This window comes from Nocardia fusca NBRC 14340 (genome assembly GCF_001618425.1).
Classification (GTDB): domain Bacteria; phylum Actinomycetota; class Actinomycetes; order Mycobacteriales; family Mycobacteriaceae; genus Nocardia; species Nocardia fusca.
In genome coordinates this window covers 284,946-297,959 of the sequence record NZ_BDCU01000017.1, presented here as the reverse complement: position 1 = coordinate 297,959, position 13,014 = coordinate 284,946, and the positions used below count along the sequence as shown (strand labels likewise).

General features: G+C 70.5%; 15 protein-coding genes. 7 read left to right on the top strand and 8 right to left on the bottom strand.

Annotated features, from left to right (window positions below; genetic code table 11):
- Window positions 1-71 precede the first annotated feature (71 nt).
- Complete coding sequence (locus tag NF4_RS07815; RefSeq protein WP_030521621.1) at window positions 72-266, bottom strand: DUF7455 domain-containing protein; 195 nt, start codon at window positions 264-266, stop codon at window positions 72-74.
- A 269-nt stretch (window positions 267-535) separates the two neighbouring features.
- Here NF4_RS07815 and NF4_RS07810 point away from each other — a divergent pair, with 269 nt between their 5' ends.
- A complete protein-coding gene (locus tag NF4_RS07810; RefSeq protein ID WP_063126583.1) occupies window positions 536-895 on the top strand; it encodes a DUF952 domain-containing protein in 360 nt (119 codons plus the stop codon).
- Between the two features lie 17 nt (window positions 896-912).
- On the opposite strand, the gene NF4_RS07805 is transcribed toward NF4_RS07810, so the two are convergent.
- Both NF4_RS07805 and NF4_RS07800 read right to left on the bottom strand, forming a co-directional pair.
- Window positions 913-1,575 carry a response regulator gene (locus NF4_RS07805; RefSeq protein ID WP_063126855.1) on the bottom strand — a complete coding sequence of 221 codons (663 nt, stop codon included), beginning with the start codon at window positions 1,573-1,575 and terminating at the stop codon, window positions 913-915.
- Window positions 1,572-2,780, bottom strand: coding sequence for a sensor histidine kinase (locus tag NF4_RS07800; RefSeq protein WP_063126582.1), 1,209 nt, complete (start codon window positions 2,778-2,780; stop codon window positions 1,572-1,574). The genes NF4_RS07805 and NF4_RS07800 overlap by 4 nt, the downstream gene beginning before the upstream one ends.
- A gap of 240 nt (window positions 2,781-3,020) precedes the next feature.
- Here NF4_RS07800 and NF4_RS07795 point away from each other — a divergent pair, with 240 nt between their 5' ends.
- Window positions 3,021-4,442: an ethanolamine ammonia-lyase subunit EutB gene (locus NF4_RS07795; RefSeq protein WP_063126581.1), complete on the top strand. Its 1,422-nt coding sequence runs from the start codon at window positions 3,021-3,023 to the stop codon at window positions 4,440-4,442.
- On the top strand, window positions 4,439-5,260 hold the full coding sequence (gene eutC / locus NF4_RS07790; RefSeq protein WP_063126580.1) for an ethanolamine ammonia-lyase subunit EutC: 822 nt from the start codon (window positions 4,439-4,441) through the stop codon (window positions 5,258-5,260). The genes NF4_RS07795 and eutC overlap by 4 nt, the downstream gene beginning before the upstream one ends.
- Window positions 5,261-5,338: 78 nt before the next feature.
- Here the strand turns inward: eutC and NF4_RS07785 are convergent, their stop codons facing one another.
- The gene (locus NF4_RS07785; RefSeq protein ID WP_063126579.1) at window positions 5,339-6,718 is read right to left on the bottom strand and encodes an RNA polymerase sigma factor; all 1,380 of its coding nucleotides are present in this window, start codon (window positions 6,716-6,718) and stop codon (window positions 5,339-5,341) included.
- Window positions 6,719-6,886: 168 nt separating this feature from the next.
- Window positions 6,887-7,645: a polyphosphate--glucose phosphotransferase gene (gene ppgK / locus NF4_RS07780; RefSeq protein WP_157120045.1), complete on the bottom strand. Its 759-nt coding sequence runs from the start codon at window positions 7,643-7,645 to the stop codon at window positions 6,887-6,889.
- A 208-nt stretch (window positions 7,646-7,853) separates the two neighbouring features.
- Here ppgK and NF4_RS07775 point away from each other — a divergent pair, with 208 nt between their 5' ends.
- Window positions 7,854-8,765 (top strand): inositol monophosphatase family protein, encoded by a 912-nt coding sequence (locus NF4_RS07775; protein WP_063126578.1) that lies wholly within the window; start codon window positions 7,854-7,856, stop codon window positions 8,763-8,765.
- A 22-nt stretch (window positions 8,766-8,787) separates the two neighbouring features.
- On the opposite strand, the gene cei is transcribed toward NF4_RS07775, so the two are convergent.
- A complete protein-coding gene (gene cei / locus NF4_RS07770; RefSeq protein ID WP_063126577.1) occupies window positions 8,788-9,468 on the bottom strand; it encodes an envelope integrity protein Cei in 681 nt (226 codons plus the stop codon).
- Window positions 9,469-9,857: 389 nt separating this feature from the next.
- Here cei and NF4_RS07765 point away from each other — a divergent pair, with 389 nt between their 5' ends.
- On the top strand, window positions 9,858-10,160 hold the full coding sequence (locus NF4_RS07765; protein WP_030521610.1) for a DUF4193 domain-containing protein: 303 nt from the start codon (window positions 9,858-9,860) through the stop codon (window positions 10,158-10,160).
- 13 nt (window positions 10,161-10,173) lie between these two features.
- Here NF4_RS07765 and NF4_RS07760 read toward each other — a convergent pair whose 3' ends face one another.
- Complete coding sequence (locus NF4_RS07760) at window positions 10,174-10,689, bottom strand: DUF3093 domain-containing protein (protein WP_063126576.1); 516 nt, start codon at window positions 10,687-10,689, stop codon at window positions 10,174-10,176.
- 52 nt (window positions 10,690-10,741) lie between these two features.
- On the opposite strand from NF4_RS07760, the gene dut reads away from it, so the two are divergent.
- Together dut and NF4_RS07750 are read left to right on the top strand one after the other, a co-directional pair.
- A complete protein-coding gene (gene dut / locus NF4_RS07755) occupies window positions 10,742-11,236 on the top strand; it encodes a dUTP diphosphatase (protein ID WP_084532934.1) in 495 nt (164 codons plus the stop codon).
- 1 nt (window position 11,237) lies between these two features.
- Entirely contained in the window at window positions 11,238-12,170 is a 933-nt protein-coding gene (locus NF4_RS07750; protein WP_063126575.1) for a DUF3710 domain-containing protein, read from the top strand.
- 82 nt (window positions 12,171-12,252) lie between these two features.
- Here NF4_RS07750 and NF4_RS07745 read toward each other — a convergent pair whose 3' ends face one another.
- On the bottom strand, window positions 12,253-12,984 hold the full coding sequence (locus NF4_RS07745; RefSeq protein ID WP_063126574.1) for an alpha/beta fold hydrolase: 732 nt from the start codon (window positions 12,982-12,984) through the stop codon (window positions 12,253-12,255).
- Window positions 12,985-13,014 lie beyond the last annotated feature (30 nt).

Here is a 13,014-nt window from a genome sequence, read left to right as displayed (position 1 = left end):
ACCGGATCGGTCGCCCGCCACGGAGACGGTGTTCTGTTGTTCGATGCTGTTGTGTCGGACGCGAGGACGGGTCAGAGAGCGGGAGCGGACTCCGTGTCGATCACGGCGTCGAGTTCGCGCAGTCGTTCCATATGTTCGTTCGCGTGGTGCTGGCAGAAGAGCAACTCGCCACCTGCGGGCAGAACGGCACGTACACGCGCAGCCGCCCCGCAGCGATCGCAGCGATCGACCGCGGTCAGTGGGGTGCTAGTCAGGGTTCCTGGCATGACTCCTCCGTCCTGGCTTCCGGCACAATACCGTTCACCTGGTGTGAGGCCCGTGGTCACTCCGCGGGCTCGCTTCCGCTACTTCCCAGCAGTGGTGTAACTACTCTGTCAGACGTTCGGGGCATCGGGATTGTTCCCCCTGGGGAACCAGTGTGTTTTCCCTAACACGACCAGCGCTTTTCGCCTGTGGCGAACACCGTGGGGCGGGTGTGGAAAACGTACGGCCCTTGCTCCGTACCGACTGTCGAGTTGTGTATCGGAGGTTACCCGTGCCCTGTGACACTCACACCCTTGTTCACCTCTGCACTCCCGGTGAGTGGGCAGTTGCTCGGGAAGATGGTGCGCATCGGCCCGATTCGCTACGGACGGAGGGCTTCGTTCATCTCTCCGCGCCACCGCAGGTACACCTGCCCGCGAACCGTCTTTTCGCAGGTCGGCGCGACCTTCTGCTGCTCCGCCTGGACCCGGACCGACTCGCGGCGCCGGTGCGCTGGGAGCCGGGGGCGCCCGGTGATGATCCGGCGTTGCGTTTCCCACATCTGTACGGTCCGCTGCCGGTCGAGGCCGTCATCGGGGTGGAGAGCTACCTCCCGGGCACCGACGGACGCTTCGCGCCGCTGCCCGGCTGAGTCGCGGCCGACCTCGGCTACGGGTGCCCGGCGGCCCCGTCGCCGAGTTCGCGCGCCAGGATCGCGGCCTGCACCCGCGATCGCATCCCCAGTTTGGTGAGGACACGTGACACATGTGTTTTGACCGTGGTCTCGCTGATGAACAGCCGTGCCGCGATCTGCGCGTTGGACAGCCCGCCGCCCAGACAGTCGAACACCTCTTTCTCCCGGCCGGTGAGCTCGGCCATACCCGGTGGCGGTTCGGATCCCCGGCCGGACGGAGTCCCGGCGAAGGCGTCGATCACCGCGCGGGTGACCTCGGGGGCGAGCACTCCCTCGCCCGCGGCGACCGCGCGGACCGCGTCGACCAGGGCGGGCCCGGACGCCGACTTCAGGACGAACCCGGAAGCGCCCGCGCGGAGGCTGCGGAACACGTATTCGTCGAGGTCGAAGGTGGTGAGGACGAGTACCCGCGCCAGGCCCTCGCCGGTCACCCGGGTGGTCGCGGTGATGCCGTCCACCCCCGGCATGCGCACATCCATCAGCACCACATCCGGCCGCAGCGCCCGGGCCTGGGCCACCGCGACCCCGCCGTCCGCGGCCTCGCCCACCACCTCGATATCGCCGGCCGCGTCGAGGATCATGCGGAGTCCGGCGCGGATCGCGGCATGATCATCGGCGATGAGAACCCGGACCGTCACCGCGGATCCCCCGCGGTTCCGGGCACCGCGGCCAACGGGAGTCGCGCCCGCACCCACCAGGCGCCGGACTCCGGCCCCGCCCGCAATGTACCGCCGAGGGCGGCGGCACGTTCGCGCATATTCGACAGGCCGCGCCGGTCGGCGGCCGGCTCCGGCGCCGGAAGCGGTCCGGCGCTCAGCGGGTTGCGCACCGTCAGAACCAGTGTCGTGGACTCGGCGTGCACGTCGATATCGACCTCCTGCCCGGGGGCGTGTTTCATCACATTGGTCACCGCTTCCTGGACGATGCGGTAGGCCGCCTGGTCCACCGCCCCGGCCGGTACGGTCTCGCCCAGGTCCAGCCGGACCCCTACCCGCATACCCGCCTGCCGGGCCGCGGTGACCAGCCCGGGTAGCTGGGCCAGGCGCCCCGGCGCGGTCGTCTGATCGGCGTCGTCCTCGCGGCGCAGCAGCCCGATCATCGTCCGCATCTCCCGGAGCGCTTCGACGCTGTTGGCGCGGATCGCGCCGAGCACCCCGGCCAGCCGCGGGTCGGCGGTGCCGTCGAGGCCGCCCAGCGCCGCTTCGGACTGCAGGGCGATGGCCGACAGATGCCCGGCGATCACATCGTGCAGGTCCCGGGCCATGGCCTTGCGTTCATCGGCCACCGCCGCCCGCCGGTCCAGTTCGGCGACGAGCGACAGGGCGCGGGCGCGCGCCCGTTCGGCATCGGCGGTCTCCTTGTGCGCGCGGACGGTCAGGCCCCACCACAGCGAGGTGCCGACGAAGGCCGCCGCCAGTACCAGCGCCAGCGACATCAGATGCCAGTCGCCGGTGATCGCCAGCACCACCCCCGCCGCGGTCGCCGAGAGGGTCAGCCAGGCCACCACCGCGCCCTGCATCTGGCGTCGTGTGCCGTACACCACGGCCGCGTAGATGAGATCTGTGTACACCAGCCAGACCGGCAGTGTCGGACCGAGCGACAGATCCATCACCAGCGGTATCAGCCCCAGCACCATCGCGGTGATCGGGGCCCGGCGTCGCACCGGCAGTACCGCACTCGCCAGCCCGAGAATCGCGATCCGCGGCCACAGCGGGCCGGCCTGCGCCTCGGGGGCGAACATCATATGGAAGCCGGCCAGGTACAGCAGCACGCCGAACAGGAACCATCCGCCCGCCACGACGACGTCCCGTGTCGTCGCCGACAACGCCGACCACCGCTGCATCCGTTCATCTCAGCACACCGATCCGCGGCTCGGATCCATCGAAGTGATGAGCGGTGCCGGCACGAACTGCGGAGGCCGCAGCCGCAGCCGTGGCGCCGGCGGAGTTCCCGGTGCTGGGCGCGGAACCGTCGGCGGCGGTAATCTGCGGAGGCACCGTGTATGTCGGCCGCCCACCGACCGGTCCGCAGGACACCGTCCACGGGCCGGGCGAGCACAGCGGCCCGGACGGACGGGAACCGGATGACGGTCTACACCCAGCGCCTCGGCGGCACGAACTACCGCTTCGACGGGCTCGTGGACGTGCTGGCCAAGGCCACGCCCCGGCGCAGCGGCGACGAACTGGCCGGATGTGCCGCGGGCACCGATGCCGAACGAGCGGCCGCGCAATGGGTGCTCGCCGATATCCCGCTCACCGAGTTCCTCGAGCAGCCGGTGGTCCCCTACGAAACCGACGAGGTGACCCGGCTGATCCTGGACACCCACGATCGCGCCGCCTTCGGTCCGGTCGCCGCGCTCACGGTCGGTGGGCTCCGGGATCGGCTGCTCGCGGTCGCGGCCGGCGAGGGAACCACCGATCCGGCCGCCACCCTGCGCGCTCTCGCTCCCGGTCTGACCCCGGAGATGGCCGCCGCGGTCAGCAAGCTCATGCGCAATCAGGACCTCATCGCCGTCGCGCACGCGGCTCGCGTGAGTTCGGCGTTCCGGACCACCATCGGGGCGCCCGGCACCCTCGCCACCCGGTTACAGCCCAACCATCCCACCGACGACCGCGACGGGATCGCCGCCGCCGTCCTGGATGGCCTGCTGCTGGGCTGCGGCGACGCCGTGATCGGCGTCAACCCGGCCACCGACTCCCCGCGGGCCGCGGCGGACCTGCTCATCCTGCTGGACGATATCCGGACTCGCTTCGAGATTCCGGCGCAGTCGTGCGTGCTCGCCCATGTCACCACCACGATCGATCTGATCGCGGCCGGGGCGCCGGTCGACCTGGTCTTCCAGTCCGTCGCCGGGACGGAGGCCGCCAATGCGGCGTTCGGTGTGAACCTGGCGCTGCTGCGGGAAGCGAACGACGCCGGGCGGTCGCTGCGGCGTGGCACCGTCGGCGACAATGTGATGTATCTGGAGACCGGCCAGGGGTCGGCGCTCTCGGCCGACGCGCACCGGGGAACGGGTGGAAGGCCGGTGGATCAGCAGACCCTCGAGGCGCGCGCCTACGCCGTGGCGCGGGAGTTGCGGCCGCTGCTGGTGAACACGGTGGTCGGGTTCATCGGCCCGGAGTACCTCTACGACGGCAAACAGATCGTCCGGGCGGGCCTCGAGGATCATTTCTGCGGCAAATTGCTGGGTCTGCCGATGGGCGTGGACGTCTGCTACACCAATCACGCCGAAGCCGACCAGGACGATATGGACACGCTGCTCACCCTGCTCGGTGCCGCCGGATGCGCCTTCGTCATCGCGGTCCCCGGTGCCGACGACGTGATGCTGGGCTACCAGAGCCTGAGCTTCCACGACGCGCTCTACGCTCGCCGGGTGCTGGGACTGCGGCCCGCCCCGGAATTCGCGCACTGGCTGGACCGGCTCGGAATGCTGGACGAGACGGGCCGGGTGCTGCCCGTGGCGCCCGCCGCGTCCCCGTTGCGCGCGCTGACAGGGGGCCGATGACCATCGACGAGGAGAGAACACCCGCGGACTCCCAGGCGTTCTGGACCGGATTGCGGTCGTTCACCCAGGCGCGCATCGGTCTGGGCCGGGCCGGTGACGCGTTACCCACCCGGCGCGTCCTGGAATTCGCCGCGGCGCATGCCGCCGCCCGCGATGCGGTGCACATCCCGCTCGAGGTACCGGCGCTGTGCGCGCGGCTGGCCGAACTGGACGTGGGCGCGCCGGTCCATATCCGCAGCCGGGCCCGGGACCGGGCCGAATATCTGCGCCGCCCCGACCTCGGTCGGCTGCCGGCCGTCGACCCGGACGCGGCGGACAGTGGGCCGCCGCGGCTCGCGTACTCGGGCGCCGATATCGGCCTGGTACTCGCCGACGGATTGTCCGCCCGGGCGCTCACCACCCACGGGCCGCCCACGGTCGCGGCGTTGCTGGAGGTGTTGCGCCCGCGCTGGTCGATCGCGCCGCCGGTGGTGGCGACGCAGGCGCGGGTGGCGCTGGGCGACCATATCGGTGCCGCCCTGGGGGTGACGACCGTGCTGGTGCTGATCGGTGAACGTCCCGGCCTCTCGGTGGCCGACAGCCTCGGCGTCTACTTGACCCACCGGCCACGCCCCGGCCGCACCGACGCCGACCGTAACTGCGTATCGAATATCCATCCGCCGGAGGGAACGGGATACCGCCGGGCGGCCGAGGTCGTCGCCGCCCTGGTGGCCGGTGCCCGCCGGCTCGATCGCTCCGGTGTGATGCTGAAGGACACGTCCCGGGACCATATCCTGCCGGGGCCGTCCGGGCGGTTATCGGACGGCGAAGCGGGGTAGCCGCGCAACGGCCCCTGTACACCGCGGGAACCGGTGGTTCCATACGTGTTCAGGGGCCGCTGTGTATGCTGCCGGGACTCAGTCCAGGTAGTCGCGCAGGACCTGCGACCGGCTGGGGTGCCGGAGCTTGCTCATGGTCTTGGATTCGATCTGCCGGATCCGCTCACGGGTCACCCCGTAGACCTGACCGATCTCGTCCAGGGTGCGCGGCTGGCCGTCGGTCAGGCCGAACCGCAGCCGGACCACGCCCGCCTCACGTTCGGACAGGGTTTCCAGCACCGACTGCAGCTGATCCTGCAGCAGGGTGAAGCTGACCGCGTCCACCGCGACCACGGCCTCGGAGTCCTCGATGAAATCACCGAGCTGACTGTCGCCCTCGTCGCCGATGGTCTGATCCAGCGAAATGGGTTCCCGGGCGTACTGCTGGATCTCCAGCACCTTCTCCGGGGTGATGTCCATTTCCTTGGCCAGTTCCTCCGGGGTGGGCTCACGGCCCAGATCCTGGAGCAGCTCGCGCTGGATACGGCCGAGCTTGTTGATGACCTCCACCATGTGCACCGGAATCCGGATGGTGCGGGCCTGATCGGCCATGGCGCGGGTGATCGCCTGCCGGATCCACCAGGTGGCGTAGGTGGAGAACTTGTAGCCCTTGGTGTAGTCGAACTTCTCGACCGCGCGGATCAGGCCGAGGTTGCCCTCCTGGATGAGGTCCAGGAACGCCATCCCGCGGCCGGTGTAGCGCTTGGCCAGCGACACCACCAGACGCAGGTTCGCCTCGAGCAGGTGGTTCTTGGCACGGTTGCCGTCGCGGATGATCCAGTTGAAATCGCGGCGGGTGGCCACGGGGAGCTTGTCCCCGGCCTCGGTGAACTCGCGCATCTTCTCCGCCGCGTAGAGCCCGGCCTCGATCCGCTTGGCGAGTTCGACCTCCTCCTCGGCATTGAGCAGCGCGACCTTACCGATCTGCTTGAGGTAGGCCCGCACCGAATCCGCGGAGGCGGTCAGCTCGGCGTCCTTGCGCGCCTGGCGCAGCGCCTCGGACTCCTCCTCGTCCCAGACGAAATCGCCGGAGGCCTTGTCCGCCGCGGTGGGTTCGGAGGTGCCGTCCTCGGCCGCCTCGGGCTCCTCCTCGGCGACCTCGGCTACGAGATCGTCGCCTTCCTCGGTGAGATCGTCCTCGGAGACCTCCAGGTCGCCCAGATCCGCCACATCCAGCGAATCGTCGTCGAGCTGTTCCTCGCCCGAGCCCGGGGCGCCCGCGCTCCCCGCCTTCTTGGCCGGGGCCTTCTTGGCGGCTCCCTTCTTGGCAGCGGCCTTCTTGGCCGGAGCCTTCTTGGCAGCGGCCTTCTTCGCCGGGGCCTTCTTGGCCACGGCCTTGCGGGCCGGGCGTGCCGCGGGAACTTCCGTGGCCTCGGCGTCGGCCGATTCGGCTGTCTGACGGGTATTCGTGGCTACCACGTACGCCCTTTCGTGACGGTCTCGTGCGGCGTCACGCCAGAGTAGTATTCCGGCGGAGCGGTCTGTCGGGTTTACCGGCTAAAACGCCGGTCGGGGGTCCGGCTCACCGCCGGGTGCTTCCATTGTAACGATCCGACCAGTGTGCACTGGCCCGTGCCATGGAGAACCTCAGGGGGTGATCCCGGCATCGACGGCCATGGCCGCGCCGACGATACCCGCTGTGTTCCTCAAGTTCGCCGGGACCACGCGGGTACGGTTGGTCAGCAGTGGAATCCACTGGTCGGCGTCGCGGCTGATCCCGCCACCGGCCACGATCACCGTCGGCCAGAAAAGGGCCTCCAGGCCGCTCAGCACGGTGCTGACCCGCGCCGCCCACTCGGGGTAGTCGAGGTTCTCCCGCTCTTTGACCGAGGCGGCGGCCCGGTGCTCGGTTTCCATGCCGCCGATCTCGAGATGCCCGAGTTCGGTGTTCGGAACGAGTGAGCCGTTGTTGAGCAGCGCGGAACCGATTCCGGTACCGAATGTGAGCAGGAGTACGAGCCCGTGGATATCGCGGGCGGCGCCATAGCGGTCCTCGGCGAGTCCCGCGGCGTCGGCATCGTTGAGCACGGTCACCTCGCGACCGCCGAGTGCCGCCGCGAACAGGGCCCGGGCGTCGGTGCCGATCCAGGATCTGTCGACATTGGCCGCGGTGTGCGCGACACCGTCGAGGACCACGCACGGCAGGGTGAGACCCACCGGTCCGTCCCAGCCCGTGGTCTCGACCAACTTCGCCACGGCGGCCGCGACCGCGTCCGGGGTGGACGGATGCGGGGTCGCGATCTTGATGCGCTCGTGCACGAGCTCCCCGGTGTCCAGGTCGACCGCGGCGCCCTTGACGCCGCTGCCGCCGATATCGATGCCGAACGCGTGCCGTCCAACGGACATGCGGGTTCCTCGTTCCCTGTGCTGGCTGATGTCATGGTGTGCCGCACCGGTTTCCGGGTGGGCCCGGCCGCGCGCGAGGAGATCCGGACGGCGTCGGCCGGCCACCCGCGTCCCGCTGCCTCCTCCGCGGCCGCGCTCCGCCGGTGTGGTGTGCACGACAAGGGTAATGTGCGCGCCCGAACGACCTCATCGCAGGATCTGTGCTCCGATGGAGGACGTGCCGGAATCGATTTGGTCTCTCACCGCTGCCACCGAACCCGCCCCCGCCGATGCCACCGTGCTGCGCCGGATCGCGGCCCATCTGGCCGGTATCGCCGCCGCGCATGCCCGGGTCCGCCGTCGCGAGGTCTTCGCCTCCGCCGCCTCCGCCGAGGCCGCGGTGCGGACCAAGAGCACCCCGACCGATCCGGTGACCGTCGTCGATACCGAGACCGAACAGCTCATCCGCGACGAACTGGCCCGGCTGCGACCCGGCGACCACATCCTCGGCGAAGAGGGCGGCGGCGATCTGGCCGCGGCGGGGGACGACGAGGTGGTGTGGGTGGTCGACCCGATCGACGGGACCGTGAACTTCCTCTACGGGATCCCGGCCTACGCGGTCTCGGTGGCCGCGGTGCGCGGCGGGCGACCGGTCGCGGGCGCGGTCGCCGATATCGCGGCGTCAACGGTCTACACCGCGGCCACCGGCCTCGGGGCGCTGCGGATCGGCCCGGACGGCCGCGATACGCCGCTGCGGTGCAACCCGGTGCGCTCCGCGCGGCTGGCGCTGGTAGCGACCGGCTTCGCCTACGGGGTCGAACGGCGGACCCGGCAGGCGGCCTGCGTCGCCGAGTTGCTGCCGCATGTGCGGGATATCCGCCGGATCGGCGCGGCCGCACTGGATCTGTGCATGGTCGCCGAGGGGCGGGTGGACGCGCACTACGAGCACGGTCTCAATCCGTGGGACTGGGCGGCCGGCGCGCTGATCGCGGCCGAGGCCGGCGCGGTGCTGCGGCTGCCCCCGCTGCCCACGACCGGTGCCGCGGGGGCACTCGTGGTGGCCGCGGCGCCCGGTATCGCCGACGAACTGTTCGCGCTCCTCGATCGCCTGGGCGTCGCCGCGCCGATTCCGGAGGCCTGACCCCCGGCCCGGGCGCCCGCGGTCAGCAGCGGGCGGTCCGGGCGGCCGCGAGCATATCCGGATCGATCGCGGGGCTCTCCCCACTCACCGGGTTCTTCAGCGACCGCAGCACTTCCTCGGCGTCGTTGTTGGGTTGCAGGTCGCCGCCGAACAACGAGCCGAGCACCAGGTCGACGGATTCGTCGGAGCGTTTGTCCTCGATGAGCTCGGCACACGGGACGGCCAGCTGTACCGCGGCCGCGACCGGGCGGCCGTTCTCACCGAACCGGATCTGGCCGGTGCATTCCAGGTCGCCGTTGGCGTATATCGGATCGTTACCGTATGGATCCCCGGGCGGGCTGCCGAAACCCAGATCGCCGAGCTGAGCCGCGACGTGCGCGGCCTGACCGCGCTGTCCGTTGGCGTTCAGGACACGCACCTGGGTACCCGAGGTCGGTGCGGGTTCCACATCCTCGAGGCGACTCGCCCCGACCCGCTGGCCGGGCAGCGGCTGCGGCGCGGCCTTGGGATCGGTGGCCGGGGTCGGCGAATTGCATGCCATCGGCGTGTGGTCGTCGTCGTTGGTGGTCAGTGCCTTGATCCACAGACCTGCGCAAACAACCATGAGAACAACCACGAGAATCAGCCAGGGGCGCGGCCGTCGACGCGGGTAGGGACGGCCTTTGGCATCCGTCGGTCTGCCTTCGGTGATCAGTGAAACCACGTCGACACTGTACGTACCCCCGCCCGCGTGCCGCGCATTACCCGGGCCGCTCCGGGCGCGTTACCAGGGCCGGTCACGGCTCGCTCCGGGCGGCGTATCGATTGCCCAGCGGTTTCGACACGGCTGGGTTTCGATTGCGACATTTTCCGCACCGTCCGCTATTGTCTGGCCGCCCAGACCGAAATATCCATGAGTAAATCGGCGTTCGGTCGCGGGAACAAGCAGGGCAACTCATGCGTTGTCCGGACGCTATCGGAGGTGAGTCCATTGGGTTCGCGCTGATAGAGGACCGGTGCGGGTGTGAAGTGCACCACCGGCGGGGCGGCGGGCGCGGTCGAGAGACGGCGTGCGCCGATCCGGATATACGGAGTAAGGACGAGGGGAACGACATGGCAACCGACTATGACGCACCGAGGCGTACCGAGTCCGACGATGTGTCGGAGGATTCGCTGGAGGAGCTGAAGGCTCGTCGCAACGAGGCCCAGTCCGCCGTCGTGGATGTCGACGAATCCGATACCGCGGAGTCGTTCGAGCTCCCCGGCGCGGACCTGTCCGAGGAAGTGCTGACGGTTCGGGTGATCCCGAAACAGGCCGACGAGTTCACCTGCTCGAGCTGTTTCCTGGTACATCACCGCAGCCGCCTCGCCAGTGAGGCAGGCGGTCAGATGATCTGCATGGATTGCGCGGCCTGAGCGGAGCGTGAGGTCAATCCGCGCTCGGAAGTCCGAGCGCGGCCAGGACCGCCGTGGGCCGACGTGTGCTGACCAGCCAGTAGGGTGTCGGATCGTCCGGGTCGTCGAGAACCAGCAGGACCATGGTGCCGATCCACGGCCGGTGCTGGACATAAGCCGCGGGATCGAGCTGCCGGCCCAGTGCCGCACTCTTGGCGCTTCTGGGCACCACGGTCGCCCGGGCGACGAACGATACCGGAAGATGGGCCCGGTCCACCCGCAGTTCGGGGGTACCCGTCGCGTCCGGGGTGACTTCGAGGCGATGCCGGCTCATCCACAGCAGCACCCAGACGGGCACCGGGAACAGCAGGACATACGGCAGCCAGGCCCGCAGGCCGGGCGCTCCCATATGGATCTCCGCGGCGAGCAGACCGGCGAGGGCGAAGCCCACCGGCCACCACCACAGCGGCACCCAGAGGCGTTCGCGATAGGCGGTCGGTTCCGGTCGCGCGGGGCGCTCGGTTTCGGTGGGTCGAGGCTGGTCGGACACGACTCAACACTAAGCGACACCCACGCCGGGCCTGCGCGTAGGCTGGTCGGACGTGAACGCACTCTCACCCATACCGCTGCTCCGGCTGGACCCCGGGATTCCCATGCCGACGCGCGCCCACGCCGGCGACGCGGGCGTGGATCTGTGCACCGCCGAGGACGTCGTCCTGGAGCCGGGAGAGCGGGTACTGGTCGGCACCGGTATCGCTGTCGCGCTGCCGGTGGGCACCGTGGGCCTGATCCATCCCCGCTCCGGGCTGGCGGCCAAGGCCGGACTATCCGTGGTGAACACGCCGGGGACCATCGACGCCGGCTACCGGGGTGAGATCAAGGTATGCCTGATCAACCACGATCCGCGCACACCCATCGAATTGCGCCGCGGTGACCGGATCGCGCAGCTGCTGGTGCAGCGGGTGGAACTGGTCGAGTTCGTGGCGGTGGACCGGCTCGACGAGTCCGCGCGCGGCGCGGGCGGTTACGGATCCAGCGGGGGACACGCGAGTTTGACGCCGGGCGGGGCGGAGCCCGCCGACGGCAAGGAGGCCTGACATGTTCGGACGACGGAAATCCGGCGGACGCAGATCCGGCGACGGGAACGACACCGGCGAGTACACCACGGGTGAGTACGAGACCGGCGAATACGAGGACTACGACGACGGCGGCTACCACCGCGCCGAATACGACGAGCCCTACGACGACAGCTACGACGACGGTTACGACGGCGCCGCCTACAGCGACGCCTACGACGCCGCGATCGACGATCCCGACACCGAACCCCAGCGGCGCGGCCCCTACGACTACGACGATGTCGCCGAGGTGCTGGAGAACTTCACCGATACGCGGCTCGACCTGGGCTCGGTGATCCTGCCGGTGCCGCCGGGCGGGCAGTTGCAGGTCGAGATGACCCCGCAGGGCACCCCGCAGGCGGTCCATCTGGCCACCGAACACGGACGCATCACTGTCGCGGCCTACGCCGCGCCGAAATCCAAGGGCCAGTGGCGCACGGTCGCGGCCGACCTGGCGGAATCGCTGCGCAAGGACGGGGCCCGGGTCTCGGTGGAGAAGGGCCCGTGGGGCCGGGAACTGGTGGCCGTCACCGAGGGCGCCGATCTGCGCTTCATCGGGGTGGACGGTTACCGGTGGATGATCCGGCTGGTGGCGGCGGGACCCTCGGGTTCCACCGCGGCGGGCGGCCCGCTGGTCGTGGCGGCGCGCACCGTGCTCAGCGAGACGATCATCCGACGGGGAACCGACGCGCTGCCGGTGCGTGAACCGCTTCCGGTGGTTTTGCCCCAGCAGCTCGCCGAACAGCTCACCGCCGCCCACCAGCAGCAGCAACAACAGCAGGCCCAGCAGCAGGTCGCGACCCCGCCGCCCGGCGCCCGGCCCTCGCCGACGCCCGCGGTGCTGCCGCCCCAGCAGCCGCAGCAGCCGCGGCGGGGCGCCGAAGGGTCGGCGATGCAGCAGCTCGGTCGTAACTGACCGATCGCGTGGTCCGGTGCCCGAGCGGCACCGGACCACGCGGCCGGGGGCACGGATCCGGTCGAATGGCCGGGCGGCGGTGTCAGCCGAGGTGCCGCAGCGCCAGCCGCCCCACGATGCCCGGATCGGCGCCGAATTCGTCCAGCGTCACCTCGGTGAGTGCCGACCGGGGTGCCCGGTGTGCCCATTCCCGTCCCACGGTCACCGGATGCACCGGGTCATCCGCAGCGGCGATCACCGCCAGGGGGACGCTCAGCGCGTCCAGCAGGGTGGGTTCCGGCCATTTGTACTGCGCCGCTTCCTCCAGCGCCGCCGGCAGCCCGGGCCACTGCGAGCGCCACGACCGGGTGAGCGCGTCGGCCAGCCAGCCGGGGCTGCTCGCCCGCATCCTGGCGATCACCGCGTCCAGGCCCTCGGCGCGCAACTGGGCCGCGGTGACCGCCGCACTGTGTGTGGCGGGGCATTCCGCGGTATCCGGACCGGTCCACGCGGGCAGGGCCGCCACCACACCACCGACCTCGCCCGGTTCCCGGCCCGCGGCCCATTCGACGGCGACCGCGGCGCCGAGCGAGATACCCGCCGCCAGCACCGGGCCGCGGGTCGCGGCGTCGTCCAGGGCGGCGCGGTAGCTCTCGATCACCGCGGCCGGATCGGGGTCCACGGCGACGAAATCGATTCCCGCGGCGGCGGATGCGGGGCCGAACGCGCGGCGGGCGAAGTGTGCGTCGGAACCGGTTCCGGGCAGGGCGACGACAACGGCCGGACGTGGGGAATCGAACACCGGACCGAGCGTAGCGGTGCCGCCGGTACCCATCTACAGTGGCGGGTACGGCTACAGCCGGGC

Bases quoted from the DNA above. Each gene is read 5' to 3' on its own strand.
- ppgK (WP_157120045.1), bottom strand. From the start codon at position 7,645: ATGTCCGTTGGACGGCACGCGTTCGGCATCGATATCGGCGGCAGCGGC.
- NF4_RS07815 (WP_030521621.1), bottom strand. From the start codon at position 266: ATGCCAGGAACCCTGACTAGCACCCCACTGACCGCGGTCGATCGCTGC.
- NF4_RS07795 (WP_063126581.1), top strand. From the start codon at position 3,021: ATGACGGTCTACACCCAGCGCCTCGGCGGCACGAACTACCGCTTCGAC.
- NF4_RS07775 (WP_063126578.1), top strand. From the start codon at position 7,854: ATGGAGGACGTGCCGGAATCGATTTGGTCTCTCACCGCTGCCACCGAA.
- eutC (WP_063126580.1), top strand. From the start codon at position 4,439: ATGACCATCGACGAGGAGAGAACACCCGCGGACTCCCAGGCGTTCTGG.
- NF4_RS07745 (WP_063126574.1), bottom strand. From the start codon at position 12,984: ATGGGTACCGGCGGCACCGCTACGCTCGGTCCGGTGTTCGATTCCCCA.
- NF4_RS07750 (WP_063126575.1), top strand. From the start codon at position 11,238: ATGTTCGGACGACGGAAATCCGGCGGACGCAGATCCGGCGACGGGAAC.
- NF4_RS07800 (WP_063126582.1), bottom strand. From the start codon at position 2,780: ATGCAGCGGTGGTCGGCGTTGTCGGCGACGACACGGGACGTCGTCGTG.
- NF4_RS07765 (WP_030521610.1), top strand. From the start codon at position 9,858: ATGGCAACCGACTATGACGCACCGAGGCGTACCGAGTCCGACGATGTG.